Annotated in this window: 20 protein-coding genes and 1 tRNA gene; 2 read left to right on the top strand and 19 right to left on the bottom strand. The window is 35.6% G+C overall.

Going from position 1 to position 20881, the window contains the following annotated elements; all coding sequences use genetic code 11:
* Window positions 1-125: 125 nt before the first annotated feature.
* A complete protein-coding gene (locus tag PFY10_02785; GenBank protein ID WBV57366.1) occupies window positions 126-1304 on the top strand; it encodes a M28 family peptidase in 1179 nt (392 codons plus the stop codon).
* 68 nt (window positions 1305-1372) lie between these two features.
* Here the strand turns inward: PFY10_02785 and PFY10_02780 are convergent, their stop codons facing one another.
* The 18 genes from PFY10_02780 to PFY10_02695 all read right to left on the bottom strand — a co-directional run bounded on the left by PFY10_02780 (window position 1373) and on the right by PFY10_02695 (window position 19489).
* Window positions 1373-3370 carry a glycoside hydrolase family 97 protein gene (locus PFY10_02780; protein WBV57365.1) on the bottom strand — a complete coding sequence of 666 codons (1998 nt, stop codon included), beginning with the start codon at window positions 3368-3370 and terminating at the stop codon, window positions 1373-1375.
* A 247-nt stretch (window positions 3371-3617) separates the two neighbouring features.
* Window positions 3618-5738, bottom strand: a complete 2121-nt coding sequence (locus PFY10_02775; protein WBV57364.1) for a TonB-dependent receptor — start codon at window positions 5736-5738, stop codon at window positions 3618-3620.
* Window positions 5739-5967: 229 nt separating this feature from the next.
* Complete coding sequence (gene hisIE, locus PFY10_02770; protein ID WBV57363.1) at window positions 5968-6555, bottom strand: bifunctional phosphoribosyl-AMP cyclohydrolase/phosphoribosyl-ATP diphosphatase HisIE; 588 nt, start codon at window positions 6553-6555, stop codon at window positions 5968-5970.
* Window positions 6542-7306 (bottom strand): imidazole glycerol phosphate synthase subunit HisF, encoded by a 765-nt coding sequence (hisF, locus tag PFY10_02765; GenBank protein WBV57362.1) that lies wholly within the window; start codon window positions 7304-7306, stop codon window positions 6542-6544. The genes hisIE and hisF overlap by 14 nt, the downstream gene beginning before the upstream one ends.
* On the bottom strand, window positions 7299-8021 hold the full coding sequence (gene hisA / locus PFY10_02760) for a 1-(5-phosphoribosyl)-5-[(5-phosphoribosylamino)methylideneamino]imidazole-4-carboxamide isomerase (GenBank protein ID WBV57361.1): 723 nt from the start codon (window positions 8019-8021) through the stop codon (window positions 7299-7301). Before hisA ends, hisF begins: the two co-directional genes overlap by 8 nt.
* A gap of 2 nt (window positions 8022-8023) precedes the next feature.
* Window positions 8024-8602 carry an imidazole glycerol phosphate synthase subunit HisH gene (gene hisH, locus PFY10_02755; GenBank protein WBV57360.1) on the bottom strand — a complete coding sequence of 193 codons (579 nt, stop codon included), beginning with the start codon at window positions 8600-8602 and terminating at the stop codon, window positions 8024-8026.
* Window position 8603: 1 nt separating this feature from the next.
* Window positions 8604-9698: a bifunctional histidinol-phosphatase/imidazoleglycerol-phosphate dehydratase HisB gene (hisB, locus tag PFY10_02750; GenBank protein ID WBV57359.1), complete on the bottom strand. Its 1095-nt coding sequence runs from the start codon at window positions 9696-9698 to the stop codon at window positions 8604-8606.
* Window positions 9699-9700: 2 nt separating this feature from the next.
* On the bottom strand, window positions 9701-10726 hold the full coding sequence (gene hisC, locus PFY10_02745) for a histidinol-phosphate transaminase (GenBank protein WBV57358.1): 1026 nt from the start codon (window positions 10724-10726) through the stop codon (window positions 9701-9703).
* Window positions 10723-12009 (bottom strand): histidinol dehydrogenase, encoded by a 1287-nt coding sequence (gene hisD / locus PFY10_02740; GenBank protein ID WBV57357.1) that lies wholly within the window; start codon window positions 12007-12009, stop codon window positions 10723-10725. The genes hisC and hisD overlap by 4 nt, the downstream gene beginning before the upstream one ends.
* A gap of 2 nt (window positions 12010-12011) precedes the next feature.
* Window positions 12012-12869: an ATP phosphoribosyltransferase gene (gene hisG, locus PFY10_02735; protein ID WBV57356.1), complete on the bottom strand. Its 858-nt coding sequence runs from the start codon at window positions 12867-12869 to the stop codon at window positions 12012-12014.
* A 248-nt stretch (window positions 12870-13117) separates the two neighbouring features.
* Complete coding sequence (locus PFY10_02730; GenBank protein ID WBV57355.1) at window positions 13118-14215, bottom strand: glycosyltransferase family 1 protein; 1098 nt, start codon at window positions 14213-14215, stop codon at window positions 13118-13120.
* Entirely contained in the window at window positions 14212-14988 is a 777-nt protein-coding gene (locus tag PFY10_02725; protein WBV57354.1) for a polysaccharide deacetylase family protein, read from the bottom strand. The genes PFY10_02730 and PFY10_02725 overlap by 4 nt, the downstream gene beginning before the upstream one ends.
* Window positions 14989-15918, bottom strand: a complete 930-nt coding sequence (locus PFY10_02720) for a glycosyltransferase family 2 protein (GenBank protein WBV57353.1) — start codon at window positions 15916-15918, stop codon at window positions 14989-14991.
* Window positions 15919-15922: 4 nt separating this feature from the next.
* Complete coding sequence (locus PFY10_02715) at window positions 15923-17092, bottom strand: glycosyltransferase family 87 protein (GenBank protein ID WBV57352.1); 1170 nt, start codon at window positions 17090-17092, stop codon at window positions 15923-15925.
* Between the two features lie 28 nt (window positions 17093-17120).
* Complete coding sequence (locus PFY10_02710; protein ID WBV57351.1) at window positions 17121-17933, bottom strand: 2,3,4,5-tetrahydropyridine-2,6-dicarboxylate N-succinyltransferase; 813 nt, start codon at window positions 17931-17933, stop codon at window positions 17121-17123.
* 173 nt (window positions 17934-18106) lie between these two features.
* Window positions 18107-18469 carry a DUF2255 family protein gene (locus PFY10_02705; GenBank protein ID WBV57350.1) on the bottom strand — a complete coding sequence of 121 codons (363 nt, stop codon included), beginning with the start codon at window positions 18467-18469 and terminating at the stop codon, window positions 18107-18109.
* Window positions 18470-18577: 108 nt separating this feature from the next.
* Window positions 18578-18904 carry a LytTR family DNA-binding domain-containing protein gene (locus PFY10_02700; protein ID WBV57349.1) on the bottom strand — a complete coding sequence of 109 codons (327 nt, stop codon included), beginning with the start codon at window positions 18902-18904 and terminating at the stop codon, window positions 18578-18580.
* Window positions 18905-18919: 15 nt separating this feature from the next.
* Window positions 18920-19489, bottom strand: a complete 570-nt coding sequence (locus tag PFY10_02695) for a C40 family peptidase (GenBank protein ID WBV57348.1) — start codon at window positions 19487-19489, stop codon at window positions 18920-18922.
* Between the two features lie 153 nt (window positions 19490-19642).
* Here PFY10_02695 and PFY10_02690 point away from each other — a divergent pair, with 153 nt between their 5' ends.
* Complete coding sequence (locus tag PFY10_02690) at window positions 19643-20293, top strand: hypothetical protein (protein WBV57347.1); 651 nt, start codon at window positions 19643-19645, stop codon at window positions 20291-20293.
* 359 nt (window positions 20294-20652) lie between these two features.
* On the opposite strand, the gene PFY10_02685 is transcribed toward PFY10_02690, so the two are convergent.
* Window positions 20653-20726, bottom strand: a tRNA-Ala gene (locus PFY10_02685).
* Window positions 20727-20881: the final 155 nt, after the last annotated feature.

Genomic DNA, 20881 nt, shown 5'->3' with positions numbered 1-20881 from the left:
ATCAAATATCTCTCAATTACAAAAATGCTTTTATTATCAACAATAAGAGCATTTTTTATTTATTACATAATATTTTTATTCTTTCATTGTGATTTTATGATTACTTTTACAAAAATCACCTAACAATGAAAAATATAATTACTCTTCTTTTTTGCGCTTTATTAGGCCAGCAATTACAATCTCAAAGCTTCATTCAAGTTTATCAGGACAGGGCAAACCAGGTTACACAAACCAATATTACAACCAATCTGCAGCAGTTCCAAAATCTTGGTGTAAAAACAACAGGTTCTACCAATAATGCCAATGCGCTTACGTGGATCAAAAACAAATATTTATCGTATGGCTACACAGCAAGCCAGATTGTTGAGGATCCTTTTACCTTTGGAAGTACAAGCTCTAAAAACCTGATCATCACCAAAACAGGAACAGTATATCCTAATAAATATGTTATTATTTGTGGGCACTTTGATAGCATCGTAGGTCCGGGAACCAATGATAACGGTAGTGGTACTTCAATTATACTGGAAGCTGCCAGGATCCTTAGAAATGTTCCGACAGAATATTCTATCAAGTTTATTCATTTTTCCGGGGAAGAACAGGGATTAAGAGGAAGTTCTCATTATGTAAACAATGTAGCTTATCAAAATGGTGTTCGAAAGCTGGATATAAAACTGGTATTCAATCTTGACCAGGTAGGTGGAAAAATGGGGAATGTAAATAACAGAATATACTGTGATGAGGATCAGGGAGGAGTAAGCAGCAATAATGCGGCATCAAGTGCGGTTACACAACAGCTGGTGACCTGTACTACTCTATATTCTCCACTGCTTACAGGGATTGATCCGGCAGAAGATACGGACTATATCCCTTTTGAACAGAAAGGAGAAGTAATTACAGGATACTTTGAGTATAAAAGAAGCAGTTATCCGCATACTGTGAATGATACCTTTGCGAATACAGACCCTGTATATATTTTCAATGTAGGAAAAGCAACGGTGGGGGCACTTCAGCATTTTGCAGTAGCATCCACTACGGCATCTTTAGTTTTGAATACCAAAGAAACCGCTGCAGATAAGCTTGAATCCGTTAAAATTTATCCCAATCCGGCAAAAGATATTCTGAGTCTAGAATTACCATCTTCCGTTAGCAACTTCAGTTTTGAAATCACCGATCTGTTAGGTCGGTCTTTACTTAAGCAAGAAAACCAGACAAGAATTAATGTTTCTAATTTGCCAAAAGGGGTTTATTTAGGAAATCTTAAAGCCGATGAGCATACAGTAGTTAGAAAAATTATGATTGAATAATCACTTATACTATATATCTTAATACAAAAGCTTTCTATTTTTAGAAAGCTTTTGGTTTTTATAATTCTTTATTTTTTTGTGATCTTTATTACGTAACCTCCGCCTGACGCCATTGATACGGTCAATTTTCTATTAGCTGGAATATCAATGACTTCCTTTTTGTAATCTTTAGCAACACGATTCGCGTTGATTCCATCTTTAAATACTTCACCTTTGAAATTGCCTTTTCCTAGGAATGATAAATCTAATTCTACAGTACGTGCATCCCAGTTGGTTAAAGCACCCATATACCAATCATCTCCTTTTTTACGGGCTATTGCTACATATTTTGCGACCTCACCATCTAAAGCTATGGTTTGATCCCAAATGGTAGGAATCTTAGCAATAAATTCTGTACATTCCGTTTCTGCCATATAATTTGACGGGCTATCACAAAGCATATTTAACGGAGACTCAAAGACTATATATTCTGCCAGCTGACGGCATCGTGTTCCCTGGCTCATAGCTTCACTATCAACACTTTTGAAATTATCTTTGGTTGCATTACGCATTGCTCCCTGAGTATAATCCATTGGGCCTGCTATCTGTCGGATAAATGGAATGGTTACATCATAGGTTACCTGGTCAAGATGATCTGCCCATTTCATTTGCTCCAATCCGTTTACCCCTTCAAAATTAATAACATTAGGATAGGTTCGTTGTAGCCCTGTAGGTTTATATGTCCCATGATAATCTATCAACAACTTATATTTTGCAGCCATTGCTGCCCCTCTCCGGTGAAAGTCAACAATGATCTGATCATCCCGATCCATAAAGTCTACTTTAAAACCTTTGATTCCCATTTCACTATAATGTTTGCAAACAGCTTCCATATCACGATCAAAAGCATAATACCCTGCCCAAAGAATAAGCCCTACTTTTTTGGAATTTGCATAAGCAATCAATTCCGGCAGATTGATTTCAGGGACTACCTGAAAGAGGTCTGCTTTCTTATTGACTGCCCAGCCTTCATCAAGAATCACATATTCTATTCCATATTGAGCAGCAAAATCGATATAATATCGATAGGTTTCATTATTAACCCCGGTCTTAAAGTTTACATTGTACAAATTCCAATCATTCCACCAATCCCAGGCTACTTTTCCTGGTTTCACCCATGAATAATCTCCCTGAGAAGGAGTTGCCAATTTATAGACGATATCACTATCTGTCAAATCTGAGTCTTTCTCGGAAATAATAATGATTCGCCAAGGAAAGTCTGTCCCTTTATCGAATTGGGCAACAAAGTTTTCACGAGATTTTATGAGCATCTGCAAATTATTATGTCCCCCTTGCTGAACTTCTTTCGGGTAAGGTGCAAATACGCCTTTTAAACTATTGGATTTATCTCCCGGATATAAGAACATTCCCGGGTAATTGATAAGGTCAGATTCGGCAATACAAAGCTTTTTACCCTTTACCCCTTCTACAAGTAAAGGATTGATAGCGAGTCTTTTCTTATTCCATTCGGATAAAGGATAATGAAAATAAGGTTGTTCAAACGAGTTGAAAAATTGTTTTTCCAAAGGAGCTGTTTCCGGTTTATTGGTATAGTTGATAAAAGCTTTTTGATCTGCAGGGAAATTAAATTCAGCTTGTTCAGCCATTATTTTAAATGGCTTTTTAGCTAAAGACACAAATCTGTAAGCAATCCCTTCATCATAAGCTCTAAAAATAATATGATAATCTTTAAACTCTAATATCAGTTCATTATAATAGTCTTTAATTTGCCGGCGTTTATATATCCGCACATTGAAAGTCTGATTAACTTTTTTTTCCGACGATCTTAAAAGTTTTCCATTTTTCCCATAGAAAGATCCATCATCAAGTGTCATGGAGATAGCAGATTTGTCGAGCATTACATCTCCATTGTGTAGCACGGAATACTCTACTGTTTTACCTACGTTGATGAAGGTTTTCAGTTTATTATTAGGAGAAGTGAGTATTAATTGTTTTTGAGCTGAAACCCCTGTAGGCAAAAGTATCATACAGAATAAGATAAAAATAATAAAATCATTTTTTTTCATAAATATTACTGGGTATTTGTACAAATCCTGTTTATGACATATTCTTTAAGGTTGTTTTGAAAATAAAATGTAAATTATGAAAAATGTTTTGAAAATATCATCTGCTTTATAAGTTTTTTATGCCTAATACTGCTATGGCGCTCAGAATGCAAAAGATTACATAAGACAAAGAGGATTATATTCTTTAAAACACAAAACCCTATCTAAAAGCAGATAGGATTTCATTATTCATATAGCTAAAATTAGTCTAGTAATTAAAATTCAGAGACAAGGTATAATACCTTCCGTTTCCTCTTACATACTCTGCATCTCGTGCAGTGTACATTGAAGTTGGAGTATAATAGGTTTTATTCAAGACATTTTCTATTCCTAATCCTACCGTAATTACATTATTAAATTGGTAACTCCCTTGAAAATTAAAAAGGTTAAATTCCTTTACAGGACCTTCTCCTTCCTGATATTTTCCGGATACCGGTTCAAATTGTTCTCTTTTAAAGGAGTACATATGATAAACTCCCAATTGAAGCTTCTGGGATTTATTATTCCATTTGATATAAGAATTAAGTCTGGCTGGAGCGATCCTCAATCCGCTCAAATATTTATCATAGCTATTATCATTTTTCACGTCTACTTTTCCTTCCTGGTAAGTATAATTAGCTCCTATACTTAATCCTCTGGTCGGATATACGTTCATTGCCAGCTCTACTCCACTAATGTATTGTGGCGCTCTCAAAGGAGTCCAAAATCCGTTTACAGAGACCAAGTCTGCCCCCAATTTTGAATAATTATAAAAATAACTCGCTGAGAAATCAACAGCCCGGCCAATTTTACTGTTAAATCCAATCTCGTAATTATCAATAACAACAGGATCCGTATTGATTTCATTTAAAACATTAGTTTTAGCATCTCTCAGCACTCGTCCTAAATCATAAATATTAAATCCTCTTGAGTAAGAGGTAAAAGGCTGGAAAAAGTCAATTGCAACATAACTTACTCCTACATTATATGATATATTGGAATAATTTAACCGGCCTCCCTGCACATTAAATTCAGAGGCATTTCCAGAAGGCAATGTAGTATAATCCGGAACTTTTACAGACATCTTATCCCATCGCAATCCTGCTTTAACAGTTAAGTCTTTGGTGATAAACAATTTACCTTGTACAAAAGGAGCAGCGGCCAGCATATTCATTTCAGGAACCCATATTCGTCCATCTACCAAAGGCTGGCTTGTTTTCTCATTGAGTAAATCAAGACCATAGGTTAAAGAACCCATCAGCTCATTTCCTTTTTTAAATTCAGTATTAAAATCTGCCCTGAATCCATATTTCTTTTCCAAAATAGCCGATTGTCCCCCTGTTTTCCATCTTGGTGGGTTACGATAATCATAGATTGTATAAAAGTCCTGAAAATAAATCGTTGTATTGAGGGAAGTCTGATGGAAAATATTTTTATTGATATATTTTAAATATCCGTTATGATTATATCTTGTTCCCTCTTTCACCCCTTCTCTGTTTCCTAATTTTCCCGTAGAAGGTCTTTCTCCATACTTTCCGATATCAAGAATATATTTAGAATCCTGTAAACTGGAATAATAATTATACATTAACTCCACTCTATTATCATCATCTATATTATATCCTACTTTTCCGAATATGTTTCCTACACTGGTTTCTCCTAATCCATATCTTGGATTTTGAACCAAATCATCACCGTCTATTTTCACTCCATTCTGAGTAATTGTACCGTTAATCAGGTAATCCCACTTTCCTAAGTTTCCAAAAAAACTCTGCGAAACCCTGTAGCCAGCGCCACCGTCCGATTTGAACATATTACTATTGAATAAATCATGACTGGTAAAGCCCAAAACTGTTTTTCCTGAAAATGGTTTGCTCTTAGTATTTTTCTGAGTGATATAATTGATAATACCGCCCTCTGCACCATTTCCATAAATGGATGTTGCTCCTTTAACAACTTCAATACGTTCAAGTACTGACGGATCAATACTTCTGATCTCCCTGTCATTATTTCGTAACGGACTTGATTGAGGAATACCATCGATCATGATCAGTACATTTCTACCCCTTAGGGTTTGGCCTCTATTTCCTACGAGATTATTACCAAAAGCAAGTCCCGGAACTTTATATGCTAATATATTACTGAGGTCAGGAGATATCAGAGACTGCTCTTCAATTTCTTTTTTATGGATAATATGTACTGTAGAAGCCGTCTTTTTTACAATTTCGGGAGACCTTGATGCTGTGATAATAACTTCTTCAAGTCTCCTTTGATGAAGTGAATCTTTTTTTTGTGCATGTATTAAGGAAGCTGCGATCAAGCTTCCCAAACAAAAAATATTTTTTTTCATCTACGTGTTCTTATTTAGAATAATTAAAAGGCAAAAGTAATGCTTTTAATATTTTACTAAATAAGACAGATTCAACCCAATCAGATAAAATGAAAAACGATTGACCAATAAAAACTTATTTTAATGTAAAAAATCCAAAAATTCAATTAAGTAATTTTATTTTTTACACATTAAAAGATAAATGTCATGTACTAGCTAACACAGATCTAATATAATGTGCCAAATGTTTTCATTTTCCATTCCTCTCCAGCAAAACGCGTTCAATGTCTTTCAGGGAAAAGTTTTTGGCTTTCAACAGAATTAAAAAGTGATACATCAGGTCCGCAGCTTCATCCTTAAACAATTTTTCATTATCGTCCTTTGCTTCGATTACCAGCTCTACAGCCTCCTCACCTACTTTCTGGGCAACTTTATTGATACCTCTCTGATATAATGAGTAGGTATAAGATTCCTCTGTTTTATCATCAATTCTTTGTCCTATTTTTTCCTCCAGCTCATATAAAAATCCCTTGGAATCTTTTTCACCGAAACAACTAAAGCTTCCGGTATGACAAACCACATTTTTAGGAGTAGCTTTTATCAAAACAGTATCCTGATCGCAATCAATATCGATACTTTTTACCATTAAAAAATTCCCTGACTCCTCTCCTTTTGTCCATAATCTGTTTTTTGACCGGCTGAAAAAGGTAACAATTCCTTCCGCCCTGGTTTTGTTCCATGCTTCTTCATTCATATAGCCGAGCATTAAAACCTGTAAAGTCCGTGCATCTTGTATAATAACCGGAACCAGCCCGTTTGTTTTATTAAAATTGATCATTTCTTACCTGTATTTTTTTATATAATAATTCTTTTTTTACATCCTGAATATGAATTTCTCCAAAATGGAAAATACTCGCAGCCAAACCACCGGTAGCTTTCGTTTCCTGAAATACTTCTGTAAAATCTCCTATTGTTCCTGCCCCTCCTGAAGCAATTACGGGGATATTGACAATTTCAGACACCGCTTTGGTTATCCTGATATCAAATCCCTTTTTGGTTCCGTCACCATCCATTGATGTCAGAAGAATTTCACCGGCACCTAAAACTTCAGCTTTTTTAGCCCAATCCAAAGTTTTCAGCTCTGTTGCTTCTCTTCCTCCTTTAATGTGTACCCAATCTTCATTATTCACCAATTTTGTGTCAATGGCAACCACAATACACTGACTTCCGAATTCATTGGCCAGATCTGTAATAAGCTGTGGTTTCTTGACAGCAGAAGAATTGATACTGATCTTATCTGCTCCCGCTTCAAGAAGTTTTCTTACATCTTCAATAGAATTGATTCCTCCGCCAACTGTAAAAGGAATGCTTAATTCTTTTGCGATATCCCGGACAAGTTCTACAAAGGTTTTTCTTTCTTCAATAGTAGCTGTGATATCGAGAAAGACCAGTTCGTCCGCACCGTCAATTTCATATTTTTTAGCCAGGCTGATTGGATCTCCTGCATTTCGGAGTCCTTCAAAATTAATTCCTTTCACGGTTGTCCCATCTTTAATATCAAGACATGGAATAATTCTTTTTTTAAGCATTTTCAATAAAGTTCTGAAGTTCTTTTAATTCAATTTTCCCCTCGTAAATAGCTTTTCCGATGATCGTTCCGGAACAGCCTATTTCTTTCATCCTATATACATCCTCGATACCTGAAATTCCTCCACTGGCAATCAGATTAACAGGAACATTCCCTAAAATATCCTGATACAGATCGATTGACGGTCCCTCCAGCATTCCGTCTTTAGAAATATCCGTGCAGATTACCTGCCTAATTCCTTTTTCTTTATATTGAAGGATAAAAGAGAGTACATCAATTTGACTTTCTTCAAGCCATCCAGAAGTTTTTATTTTTCTGTTTTCACAATCAGCTCCAAGAATAATTTTTCCAGGACCGTATTTGCTGACCAAAGCGTAACAGAGTTTCGGATCCTGAACTGCAATGCTCCCGATAGTCACCTGACTTGCACCAGCATTAAGAGCCATCTCAATATCTTCCGGTGTTTTTAATCCTCCTCCAAAATCAATTTGCAAGGAAGTCTCGCGAGCAATTGATTCCAATATTTTCTGATTTACAATATGCCTGGATTTAGCTCCGTCCAGATCTACCAGGTGGAGATACTGAATACCGGAATCTTCAAACTCTTTTGCCACCTCAAGGGGGTTTTCGTTATATATTTTCTTTGTGTTGTAATCTCCTTTAGAAAGACGTACACATTTTCCGTCAATAATATCAATAGCAGGAATGATCTTCATAATTACAGATTTAAAAAGTTTTGAAGTAATCTTGCCCCCACTTTCCCGGACTTTTCAGGGTGAAACTGGGTAGCAAAGAAATTGTCTTTTTGTAATGACGCACTGAATGGAAGTATATAATCACAAACAGAAGTCGTATACTCAGAAAGCTCACAATAGTAGCTGTGCACGAAATACAGGTCATTTGTTTTTTCAATACCTGAAAAAACAGGACTCTTCAAATCGTTTACCGTATTCCATCCCATATGAGGAACTATATCATTCGCCGGAAATTTTTTGACATTGATATCAAAAATTCCCATTCCTGTAGTATTTCCTTCTTCATTATCTTTACACATCAGCTGCATTCCCAAACATATTCCCAATACCGGCTGTTTTAACCCGGGGATAAACGTATCAAGTCCTTTTTCCTTTAAAAGTTCCATTGTTGAAGATGCTTCTCCTACGCCAGGGAAAATCACTTTATCAGCCTGTTGAATAATAGTAAAATCATCACTGACCACTGATTCCACGTTTAACCTACCCAAGGCATTCTGAACGGATTGTACATTTCCGCCATTATATTTAATAATTGCAATCATCTTATAAGCTTCCTTTAGTTGAAGGTAAATTAAAATTCTGATCGGTCTGATTTACAGCCATCTTTAAAGCTTTGGCAAAAGCCTTAAAAACAGACTCGATCTTGTGATGCTCATTGCTTCCTTCCGCTTTAATATTCAGGTTGGATTGAGATGCATCGGAAAATGATTTAAAAAAGTGGAAAAACAATTCAGTAGGAACATCTCCTATTTTTTCTCTTCTAAAATCAGCATCCCAAACCAGCCATGGTCTCCCTCCAAAATCCAGAGCCACCTGGGCCAGACAGTCGTCCATCGGAAGTAGAAAGCCATATCTTTCAATCCCTTTCTTATTTCCTAATGCTTTAAGAACAGCCTGCCCCAGAACGATGGCCGTATCTTCTATCGTATGGTGTTCATCTACCTGCAGATCTCCCTTCACCTGAATACTTAGATCTAAATTTCCATGCTTTGAAATTTGCTCAAGCATATGATCAAAAAAGTGCAGTCCTGTTGAAATACTGGAGTTGCCTTTCCCATCGAGGTTAACTTCAATTTCTATTTCTGTTTCATTAGTCTTCCTTGCAACTTTTGCTTTTCTTGGCATATCTTTTAAAAACTGATAAATTTCCGACCAGTCTTTGGTTGTCAAAGCAGCATTATCATCAGCCGTTTCACTGATAAAAATTGCTTTTGATCCTAAATTTTTGGCCAACTGAATATCTGTCAATCGATCTCCGATAACGTATGAGTTTTCAAGATCATAATTTCCATAGATGTATTGACCAAGCATCCCGATTCCTGGCTTTCGGGTAGGAAGATTTTCACGTTCAAAACTTTTATCAATTAATATATCATTGAAAATTATTCCTTCATTTTTAAAAGCATTCAACATTTTTTCCTGAGGCTTAATAAAGTTTTCGTAAGGGAAGCTTTCAGTTCCCAATCCATCCTGATTGGTTACTATTACCAATTCATAATCCAGTTCCCTGGCTATTTTGGAAAGGTTTTGAAAAACACCCGGATAAAACTCCAGTTTCTCCAAAGAATCAACCTGAAAATCTGTAGGTGGCTCAATAATGAGTGTCCCGTCACGGTCTATAAACAGTACTTTTTTCATAATTACACTCTATTTAAAACAGCAATTAATTTCATATTTTCTTCTCTTGTTCCGATATTGATGCGTATGCAATCGGGAATGGCCGGAGCCCTTTTATTGGTAAGTACCTCATTGGCCAGTAACTTTTGATGAACCTGGTCTGCATTGGTAAATTCAACCAGGAAAAAATTGGCATCAGTAGGGAAAATTTTGGTCACGCATTGAAGCTTTTTGAGCTCATTGTCTAACCAGGCTCTTTCAATTAATATATTTTCAACATTCTGCTGAAACAAATCTATCTGATCGATGCTTTTTAAAATCAAATCCTGGCTTAAAGAATTAACGTTATAAGGAGCCTTCACTGTGTTGATGAGATTAATGATTTCTTTAGAAGCATAGGCGATCCCAACTCTTGCTCCCGCTTTTCCCCAAGCCTTTGAAAAAGTCTGAAGAACGATAAGGTTTGGATATTTCATCAGCAATTCCAGGCTGGATTTTTTATCTGAAAATTCAATATAGGCTTCATCGACTACTACAATTCCATCAAAATTCTGTAAGTAGAATTCAATATCATCGACACTGTTCCCCGTAGGATTATTAGGCGAACAAAGGAAAAATATCTTAGGCCGGTTTTCCATGGATATCTTGAGAAAGTTTTCCTTGATAATCTCGAAGTTTTCGTCAAGATCCATTTTGATCACCCTGTTTTCGTTGATCGTAGCATAAAATGCATACATCGCAAAAGATGGATTCATCATCATGATAGACTCTTTTTTGGGCTCACAGAAAATCCTTATGATCAGGTCTATAAGCTCATCACTTCCGTTTCCGATTGCGATCTGCTCTGGAGATAGTTCCTTAAGATCTGCAATTTTATTTTTAAGCTTCTTCTGGGTAGAATCCGGATACCGGTTAAACTCTCCAAAAGGACTTTCATTGGCATCCATTAGAACCGGTGATTCAAATTCATTATGATCCCTGAAACTGATATAAGGTTGTAGCTCTAAAATATTCTTCCGTACAAACTGACTGATCGTTAATTGTTTCATCTATTTTTATTTTTTAATCGTATTGAAACGGCATTCCTGTGGGCAAATAATCCTTCTGCCTCTGCCATTATTTCTATTGTTTTTCCCAAATTCTGCAAGCCTTTTGCTGAAAGCTCCTGAAAAGTGATTTTCTTTACAAAACTGTCCAATGAAACACCGCTGTAATTGCGTGCAAATCCGTTGGTAGGAAGTGTGTGATTGGTTCCACTGGCATAATCTCCGGCGCTTTCACAGGAATAGTTTCCTAAAAACACGGACCCGGCATTTTGAATTGAAGAAATAGATCCCTCAAAATTTTCTATTGCCAGAATAAGGTGTTCCGGACCATATAAATTGCTGAATTCTATTGCTTCTTCTACCGTATTCAGTAAAATAAAATAACTGTTGTTTAAAGACTCTTCCGCAAATTGATTTCTGGGAAGTTTTTTGATCTGATTATCTATTTCTTTGATCGTTTCACTAAATATTCCAAAATCTGTAGAAATAAAAACAACCTGACTGTCACTTCCGTGTTCTGCCTGGGAAAGAAGATCAGCCGCACAGAAAGCAGGTATTGCCTGTTGATCTGCAATAACCAGAACTTCACTTGGTCCTGCAGGCATATCAATGGCTACCCCATAGTTTTGTGCATATTCTTTTGCTGCCACCACAAACTGATTTCCGGGCCCGAATATTTTATATACGTTTGGTATACTTTCTGTTCCAATAGCCATTGCTGCAATAGCCTGTGCTCCTCCTGCTTTAAATATTCTGGTCACCCCACAAATCATTGCGCTATAAAGAATGGCAGGATTAATATTTCCATTTTTATCCGGAGGAGTGCACAGAATAATTTCTTTACATCCGGCTAAACGGGCAGGAATAGCCAACATCAGAACCGTTGAAAATAAAGGCGCAGTTCCTCCGGGAATATAGATCCCTACTTTATCAACCGCACGATTTTCCCGCCAGCAAATCACTCCTTTTGTAGTCTCTATCTTTTTCGTTTCCGGTTGTTGCAGAGCATGAAATTTTGTAATATTTTCGCTCGCCTCCTGAATTGCCTTTTTTAATGCTGGGCTGACCAAAGATTCCGCCTGTTCAATCTCGACTTGGGAAACTTCTATTTCTTCAATATCAGCAGAATCATATTTCTTCGTAAATTCAAGCAATGCTTTATCACCATCCTCTTCTATCTTCGTGAATACTTCTGAAATAATTTCTGAGATTTCTTCTTTTTTCCGGGCCGGACGCTTAACCAGCTCCTTCCATGTTTCTTTTTTAGGATATCTGTGTATAAACATAATTAAATTACCATTTTATCGATTGGAATTATAAGAATATCTTGTGCTCCGTTGTCCTTGAGTTCATCAATGACGTCCCAGAACCTTTCTTCGTCAATAACGGAGTGAATACTGCTCCACCCTTTTTCAGCCAGGGGAAGTACGGTAGGACTTTTAAGAACCGGAAGTACTCTGGAAATATCTTTGATCTTATCATCAGGTACATTCATAAGGATGTATTTGGAATTTTTTGCTTTGAGCACAGCCTTGACCCTGAATAAAAACCGATTCAGAATGTTTTCTTTTTCCTCATTCAACTGAAGGTTTTTAGCAAGTACTGCTTCAGATTTCAATAAGGTGATAGTCTCCCTTAATCCGTTTTTAAATAAAGTGCTTCCCGAACTTACAATATCACAGATCCCGTCTGCCAATCCTATATTGGGAGCAATTTCAACAGAGCCTGAAATAACGTGAATATCTGCTGATACAGCATTTTCTGCCAGAAATTTTTTAAGGGTGTTAGGATATGATGTAGCAATTTTCTTTCCCTGAAAATAATTCAGTTCATCGGTTTCTACATCTTTGGGAACTGCTAGAGAAACCCTGCATTTTGAAAATCCGAGCTTCTGAACAATTTCAATTTGCTTTTCTTTTTCTACCAGCAGGTTTTCGCCTACAATAGCGATATCCACCACACCATCTTCAAGGTATTGAGGGATATCAGAGTTTCTGAGATACATGATTTCAAATGGAAAATTGTCTACAGAAACCTTTAGCTGGTCTTTTCCGTTGTTAACGAAAATTCCACAATCTTTTAAAAGCTGTAAAGAATCTTCATAAAGTCTGCCGCTCTTCTGGATGGCAATTTTTAATTTACTCATTGTTGCACATATTGGGTCTGAGTAAATGAAAAGTATTTTTGAAAAGTTTCCGGGAAGAATTTAAAACAAAAAAACCGTCTGTTACTCAGACGGTTTTTAATTATTTTTTGATTTTAACACAGGCTACTATCAATCAATTCCGTCTTAGCAGAGATGATGATGATAATGATGTAGTGTTAAAAAATTCGGTTTCATGTTTGAAAATTGTGGTACAAATGTAGGACTTATTTTTAAATAACAAAATTTTTTTACAAAATTTCATGATATAAATTCATCAGTTCCTGTGCAATAGGTTCGTCATTAAACTTCTGAACAAACTCAAAACCCAGATCAGCACGACGTTTTCTTTCCGCCTGATTATCCCATAAAAATTGTATTTTGGATTGAATATCCAAATGATTTTCCGGATTAATATAAACGGAGTTCTTTCCTCCCGCTTCCGGCAGACTGCTTATATTACTTGTTATGGCAACGGTTTTTGAAAAAAGCGCTTCGATAACAGGGATTCCAAATCCTTCAAATAAACTGGGATAAATAAAAATATCAGCAAACTTATAGATAACGGCCAGTTCATCCATAGAAACTCCTTCTAAAAAGTGAACCTGATTTTCTAATTTATTCTTCCTGATGAAGGTTTCCAGTTTCTTATAATATCCGGTTTTCCGCCCTATAACAACCAAAGGAATTCCGGTTCCATTGATAGCCTTTAAAACATTCAAAAGATTTTTACGCTCCTCAATAGTCCCTACATTTAAAATAAATCTTTCCGGAAGTTTAAATTTTTCTTTTGTAGCTTTAATCAAATCTTCGGGCTGCTGTTCTTTAAAAGCCTTGTGACAACCCTGATAAATAACTTTAATTTTATTTTCAGGTACCTTCAGATATTGGATAATATCGTTTTTGGTCTGTTCTGAAATAGCAATAATTTTGTCTGCACTTTGCGCCGCCTTTTTAAATTTCCATAAATGAATCTTGCGGTCAAAAAATGAGTAATACTGAGGATATCTTACGAAAATAAGATCATGAATCGTTACAACCTTCTTTATTGGTTTTTTGTCCCATTTTAAAGGCAATTCCCCGGATAGACCATGAAAAATATCGGCTCCGCTTTTCTGGGCATCCTTTCCCATTTTGAACTGACGGGACATACTTCCTTTGGAGGTTTCAACAAACTGAACATTAGGGTTTTGAAGTATATCTGCCCCCCTGTCTGATTTATTTTTATTGAGTAACAGGTACTGATTATCAGGAAAATATTCTGAAAGAATTCTTACAAGATCCCTGGAATAATTACCCAGCCCGGAAGTATTATGGAAAAAACGTTTAGCGTCAAAAGCAATCTTCATGATTCTATCTTTTTTTGAAATTCCTGAAATGTTCCAAAGCTATACTTCTTATTTTTCAGCCATCCTATGAATTCATCAAACCTTTCGACCATATCAATTCCGGAATTTTTCACCGTAAAGCCGGGAAGTTTAAAGGCTACATCCTTAATTTCAGCAAACTCCCATGGGTGAAAGTATATATTAAGGTACTTATCTTTCTTCAGGCTATCTGAAGCTATTTTTTTATAGATGGAAAGGGGGAAATTATGGAAACTCAGCCAGAATAAAGGAATTCTGAAATTTGGAGAAACAGAAGCCGGAATCTGGGTAACATTTCCCTCTTTGAAGTAAGTCCTGGATACTTTCAGGTTATTATATCTTCCCGGTAAAAAGGTTGGATTAATCGAAGAATTATAAGAATAACCCGCTTTTTCCACTGCCATTTCATTAACAGGCATCATCCTTGGCATCCGCAGGCCGGTAACTTTTGCTGAAAATAACTCTTCAAGTTTCTCCCGGGATTCTTTTAAATGCTTTTCCTCAAATTCAGAATGAAACCATGTATGGGAAGCCAGTTCATGTCCTTCGCTTAACAATCTTTCGATTAAATGTTTACTGTTTTCTGCAAAGACAACAGTTGAAAAAAAAGTCGCTTTTACCTGATGTTTTTTCAAAAGGTCAAGTATTCTTTCCAATCCTTTCTGAGAAATAGAGATCTGCCTATCAAAAGGAATTTCTCCTTTATACTCTAATGGCATATCAAATTCCTCGATGTCAAAACTTAATAAAACCATTTATAATTTTTTATTTTTAATAATGTAATTAGGCCTTTCTTTAACCTGTTTAAAAATTTTGCCCAGATACATCCCGATAATTCCAAGGATGATAAGCTGTAAGCCACCAAAAAATACGATCGTCATAATCAAAGATGCCCAACCTGAAATTTCTGTATGAGACACAAAAGAATGAATCACATAGATTCCATAGCCGATCACTGATATTGCAGAAAACAGGAATCCCAAATAAGCCGCAATATAAAGAGGTTTTACGCTGAAAGCCGTTATTCCCGTGAAAGCAAAAGTTATCATCTTCTTGAGATTATAACTACTTTTACCAGCCAACCTCTCATTAGCCGTAAAATTAAGAGCCGTTTGTTTAAAGCCCATCCAGCTTGTCAATCCTCTTAAGAATAAATCATCTTCATTGAATTGCCTCATTACTTCCACAGCACTGGCATCCAAAAGTCTGAAATCAGATCCTCCCCCTTTAGTAAGGTTTACATCAGAAAGATTAGATAACAGCTTATAGAAAAAATCGGAGGTTTTCCTTTTAAAGAAAGAAATTTCTTTCGGATAGGTCCTTACCGTTAATACAACATCATAGCCTTCTTCCCATTTTCTGATCATATCAGGAATCAGCTCCGGAGGGTGTTGAAGATCTCCGTCCATAGAAATCACAGCATTTCCGTAAGCCTGATCCATCCCTGCTTTTACTGCCGGCTGATGCCCGAAATTCCTTGAGAATTCAATAAATTTCACTTCATCATACAGCTCGGACAGTTCTTCAAGTTTTTGCTGTGTATTATCCCTGCTTCCGTCATTTACAAATATAATTTCGAAATCATAAGCCTTTAACCCGGAAAAAACCTCTTTGATCTTCTGATGGATCATAGCTACGTTTCCTTCTTCGTTATAGGCAGGTATTACAATAGAAATTTTTTTCATCGGATCAGTTCAGGCTATAATTTTTTTCAAAATCTTTGGTTAAAAGTTCATATACAACTCTTAGCCAAACAACAATGCAAGGTACCGCTTTTAATGAATATTTGATGATATAATCATTTTTGACTGATTTAGGAAAAAGATCTGAAGTTGAAAAACAAGTAAAAATGATCACAAAAATCAACAATCCAATGATAAATGGTGTTCTTTCTTTCTGAAGAAAAAACCAGATCATCACTCCTACAACAGCAATGATATACGTAGGTGATTCTGAACTTGAGCTGAATAGCACCAAAAACAATAATGTAGAAGCCAGAATCATTAGCTGAAAAGCATAATTTTTATATTGTTTTATTCGCACATATGGCAAAGCAAATAATGGTAAGCCAAAAGCTAAAAATATAAGATTGGAAATGGAAGCATCCCCAAGAACTCTTCTTACAAAACCCATTAATGAAATATCCTGCATATTTCCCAATACCTGGTTTTCATTATTCTTCTCTATAATAGAATGAAACCAATCTGCGTAGCTCTGTATGACAAACTGGGGAGTGGAATAGATCATAGGAATTACAAAAAACAATGCGGCAATTACAATCCCCGAAATAATAAACTTCATCTTATTTTTGATGAAGAAAAACTGGCTCAATCCTACAATACCATAAATTTTCACAAAAACACCAATGAGAATCGCGGTAGCCGAACGTACTTCTTTTCTTTCATAGATGTATACTGCAGATAATATCAAAAGCCCTGTAAGAGCTACATTAAACTGCAGGCTTAATGCAGCGGTAATATACTCCTGGAGGCACAGCAATCCGAATATCGCCTTTTTGGAATCCGAAAACGGAAGCTTATAAATGGCAAATACAAATACAAAAGTATTAATCAGATTCCAGAGTGAAATTCCCAGCCAATCCGGCATAACGGCAAACGGAGCAATCAGTAAGCTAAAAAAAACTCCATAATGATTCAAATCAAAATAGAGGTCAGGATAATGGATAAATAAATTTTTCTGATGAATGGTATTAAAAAATACATTTTTAAAAATCAGATAGTTGTTGATGGCATAATCTCCTCTCAGATACTTGGAAATTGCAGTAACTACCGATATAATAAGATAAACCCCAAATATATATTTAGGGTTTAGTATAAATTTTAAAACTTTATCTTTCAAAATTGTGCAGTATTAGATGGATAAGCGCTTATACAGCTACATTATTTTCCCTTAATGCATCATTAAGAGAAGTCTTCTTGTCTGTAGATTCTTTTCTTGTACCAATAATCAAAGCACAAGGAACCTGATATTCCCCTGCCGGATATTGTTTGGTGTAGCTTCCAGGAATTACCACTGAACGGGCAGGCACTCTACCTTTGATCTCAATCGGTTGATCTCCTGTAACGTCGATGATCTTTGTTGAAGCAGTTAATACTACATTCGCTCCCAATACCGCTTCTTTTTCTACATGTACTCCTTCTACCACGATACATCTTGAACCAATGAAACAATCGTCTTCAATAATTACCGGTGCAGCCTGTAATGGTTCTAAAACACCACCGATGCCAACACCACCGCTAAGGTGAACATTTTTACCGATCTGTGCACAGCTTCCAACGGTTGCCCAAGTATCTACCATTGTTCCTGAATCTACATAAGCCCCGATATTTACATAAGAAGGCATCATAATTACTCCTGAAGCAACAAAAGCTCCTTCTCTTGCAATAGCATGAGGTACAACACGTACTCCTTTTTCAGCATAATTTCTCTTCAAAGGAATTTTGTCATGGAATTCAAATGGTCCCACTTCAATGGTCTCCATTTTCTGAATCGGGAAATACATTACTACAGCTTTCTTCACCCATTCATTTACCTGCCACCCGTTTTCCGTAGGTTCAGCAACACGAAGTTCTCCGGAATCCAATAAAGAAATAACTTCTCTTATCGCCTTCTGGCTATCTTCATTTTGTAATAAGTCCCTATTATCCCAGATGTTCTCAATAGTTTGTTGTAACGACATGTTTCTAATTTAAATTAATTTTTTCAAGTATAAATAACGACCCGTTGATGCGTTATTTCCGGCGATAAAAGTACAAAAGTTTGTTGTAGTATACAAGTTCAGAGAAATGACAAATAGTGAGAAATTAACAATATCAATCATTTTATACAATTCCGGATCGGACTCATATTTTTCTATTCACAAATAATAAATTCCATCGTTCTATCAATATGTTTTTGCCTGGTTATCGGTTTTGCATATTGTTTGGTGCTGTATTTCATTAAATAAGCCTGATTAATAGAAAAAGTAAGGTCGATAAGATCAGCTGGAATACAAGCATGGATGGTAAATATATGATCTCCACATTTTATTTGTCCACAAGAGTCTTTTAAAAAAGTATTATACCAACTTCTTTCAGCAAAGCCCCAGGAACGGGCAAAAATTCGATCATTTACAACTACCATCCAGATATCTAAAAAAGTTTCCCGCTGTAAACCGGCTTTTATTCCAGTAATTTCACTTTCATTTACATACTTTATAGCCATTTGTTTATTCATTTTTTTCTGATTTTTCACAAAACTAGCCTGAATGCAAATACGAGAAAAATTAATTATTTAGTTGGCTATAAATCGTATTCTGTTGTACGATATATCTATGTGGATGGATTATAGCATCATTCTATGTAAGGTATTTGTAAAACATTCCCGATAGCTTTTCGCTACAGTAATTTTTAAATCTTTATATATTATTTGATTATTTTCGAAAGATTCAATATTCGTTAGATTCACAATATATGAATTATGAATACGCATAAATTCATCGGGTAAATTTTCAATCAAATCTTTCAGCGTTTTATAGTAAATATATCGTTTCTGGTCACGGGTATAAATTTCGACATAATTACCGAGTCCTTTTATGACGATAATATCATCAAAGAAAAGTTTAATCAGTTTTTTATCTGTTTTGATGAAGGCAAATCTCTTATTTCCCATGTATACTATTACTCATTATAAAACCCTTCGGGCATGCAGATACGCTTTATTCCAATACTTTTCATTTAAAGAAGAAATCATCACCCCTTTTGAGGTTGAAGCATGGATAAATCGGATTTCGCCATCGTTTCCTATATCATGAACAATGCCAACATGTGATACCCTACTTCCACCTGCAGTTGCAAAAAACAGCAAATCCCCGGGTTTCACTTCACTGATATCAATTTTTTTTCCTGTATCTGCCTGATCAGAGGATCTTCGAGGTAATTTCTGGTCGTTTTCTTCAAATACTTTTACCGTAAAACCGGAACAATCGAATCCTGAAGAAGTACTGCCTCCAAATTTATACGGAGTTCCAATGTACTTTTCAGCATCTTTCAGAATACTATTGATTGAGCCAGACACTTTCCCATTGAAATTTGAATCCAGACGTCTGAGGTTTTCAGATCTTGCCACTGTTTTTGTGTTGCTCTTTTTTGAAGAAACACTTTTGCTGCTTCCGCATGAAATCACAGTAGAGGTTACAATCAGCAAAGCAGCAATCTGCTTTATTCTCATTTTTCCAATAAATAATCCTGTTGTCATATCTGCTTGATTTTTACCGATGTACGTAATTATCTACAAATATACATTTTATATTTTAATTCTATATATTCTATACTACAACTATATTATAAATATATGTTAAAATTTTATATTTATTTAATTATCACTATATTTGGTTTTAATTTTGAGAAAATGGCCACATATGAAAGCATAATTAAAATAACAGGATCAGTTGGTGACCTTGTTTTTTACACTTTGAACGGAAAAAATGTCGTTCGGAAGAAAAGTGGGTTTAATAAAAATGCTTTCAAAAAAAGCGCTTCCTACGAAAAAGTAAGACAAAACAGTTCCGAATTCGGACATTGCTCCAAAGTGGGGAAAATAATACGCCAGGCCCTGGACCATTACGTTAAAGCTGCTGGAGACCCACTACTCTATCAAAGTTTCGCGAAAACAATGACGAGAATTAAGGATCTTGATCAGATTTCAGTAAGAGGAAACCGTAATGTAAAACATGGATTGCCTTTGGAAGAGGGAAAAAAACTGCTCAAGGAGTTTCAGTTTGGACAGATCCCGGTTATTTCAGACCATATTTCTGTCTCATTTGACCTTTGGGAGAACAATCTTCACATTCATAAAAAAAATGAAGCTGATGAAGTTACCATTGTTACTTTAAAGGTAGATACTGACTTGTATCTGATTGAAAAGTTTGAACAAACCGAGGCTTTGAAACCTGACATGGAAATGATCAGGTTTGAAAAGCATTTTTCTGACGATGATCTTCTCCTTTATTTTATGGTTTTGAAAAGAAAAGGTGAGATTTTAAATATGGGGTTTGTGTAATGTAAACCATTCCGTCATATATTTTTTTAGCTCCCCTTTATATTGAAATATTAAGTATGCATCATGCCAGGATATGACAAAAGCAGCAACCTAAAAAGCAATTGAAATATATTCAGCAACAGTAAAAAAGGAAACAAAAAATCCTTCATTTGAGGGAAGTATTTCTTAATCGTCACAGTGGGTAGTACAACTACAATAATTAATTTATTTGCTAAAACGGTAAAATACTTTAATGGTATACGTAAAAAACTTAAGCAATGAGCTATTTATGAGTTTATAAAAAATAATTGTGCTTTTGTGTATCAGGCTTATTATTGAAATAAAAAATCCCTTTATATAAAGGGATTACTCATTGTTTGTGGAGAATACGGGGATCGAACCCGTCACCTTTAGACTGCCAGTCTAACGCTCTAGCCAGATGAGCTAATTCCCCATTTTTGTGAACTTCATTTTCTGAAGCGGTACAAAAGTAAGTATTTATAGCGCATATACAAATATTTTCTAAAATTTTATTTATAAACTTCTGTAATGAACTGAATAATAAATACAAAATTTAATAAGATCGGGAATAAATAGCTGTACCAGGAT

The organism is Chryseobacterium daecheongense, from assembly GCA_027920525.1.
GTDB classification, from domain to species: Bacteria; Bacteroidota; Bacteroidia; order Flavobacteriales; family Weeksellaceae; genus Chryseobacterium; species Chryseobacterium proteolyticum.
This window is presented reverse-complemented; position numbering and strand designations above follow the sequence as displayed.

Coding starts and splice junctions, on each gene's coding strand:
- PFY10_02785 (WBV57366.1), top strand. CDS start 126: ATGAAAAATATAATTACTCTTCTTTTTTGCGCTTTATTAGGCCAGCAA.
- PFY10_02780 (WBV57365.1), bottom strand. CDS start 3,370: ATGAAAAAAAATGATTTTATTATTTTTATCTTATTCTGTATGATACTT.
- PFY10_02775 (WBV57364.1), bottom strand. CDS start 5,738: ATGAAAAAAAATATTTTTTGTTTGGGAAGCTTGATCGCAGCTTCCTTA.
- hisIE (WBV57363.1), bottom strand. CDS start 6,555: ATGATCAATTTTAATAAAACAAACGGGCTGGTTCCGGTTATTATACAA.
- hisF (WBV57362.1), bottom strand. CDS start 7,306: ATGCTTAAAAAAAGAATTATTCCATGTCTTGATATTAAAGATGGGACA.
- hisA (WBV57361.1), bottom strand. CDS start 8,021: ATGAAGATCATTCCTGCTATTGATATTATTGACGGAAAATGTGTACGT.
- hisH (WBV57360.1), bottom strand. CDS start 8,602: ATGATTGCAATTATTAAATATAATGGCGGAAATGTACAATCCGTTCAG.
- hisB (WBV57359.1), bottom strand. CDS start 9,698: ATGAAAAAAGTACTGTTTATAGACCGTGACGGGACACTCATTATTGAG.
- hisC (WBV57358.1), bottom strand. CDS start 10,726: ATGAAACAATTAACGATCAGTCAGTTTGTACGGAAGAATATTTTAGAG.
- hisD (WBV57357.1), bottom strand. CDS start 12,009: ATGTTTATACACAGATATCCTAAAAAAGAAACATGGAAGGAGCTGGTT.
- hisG (WBV57356.1), bottom strand. CDS start 12,869: ATGAGTAAATTAAAAATTGCCATCCAGAAGAGCGGCAGACTTTATGAA.
- PFY10_02730 (WBV57355.1), bottom strand. CDS start 14,215: ATGAAGATTGCTTTTGACGCTAAACGTTTTTTCCATAATACTTCCGGG.
- PFY10_02725 (WBV57354.1), bottom strand. CDS start 14,988: ATGGTTTTATTAAGTTTTGACATCGAGGAATTTGATATGCCATTAGAG.
- PFY10_02720 (WBV57353.1), bottom strand. CDS start 15,918: ATGAAAAAAATTTCTATTGTAATACCTGCCTATAACGAAGAAGGAAAC.
- PFY10_02710 (WBV57351.1), bottom strand. CDS start 17,933: ATGTCGTTACAACAAACTATTGAGAACATCTGGGATAATAGGGACTTA.
- PFY10_02705 (WBV57350.1), bottom strand. CDS start 18,469: ATGAATAAACAAATGGCTATAAAGTATGTAAATGAAAGTGAAATTACT.
- PFY10_02700 (WBV57349.1), bottom strand. CDS start 18,904: ATGGGAAATAAGAGATTTGCCTTCATCAAAACAGATAAAAAACTGATT.
- PFY10_02695 (WBV57348.1), bottom strand. CDS start 19,489: ATGACAACAGGATTATTTATTGGAAAAATGAGAATAAAGCAGATTGCT.
- PFY10_02690 (WBV57347.1), top strand. CDS start 19,643: ATGGCCACATATGAAAGCATAATTAAAATAACAGGATCAGTTGGTGAC.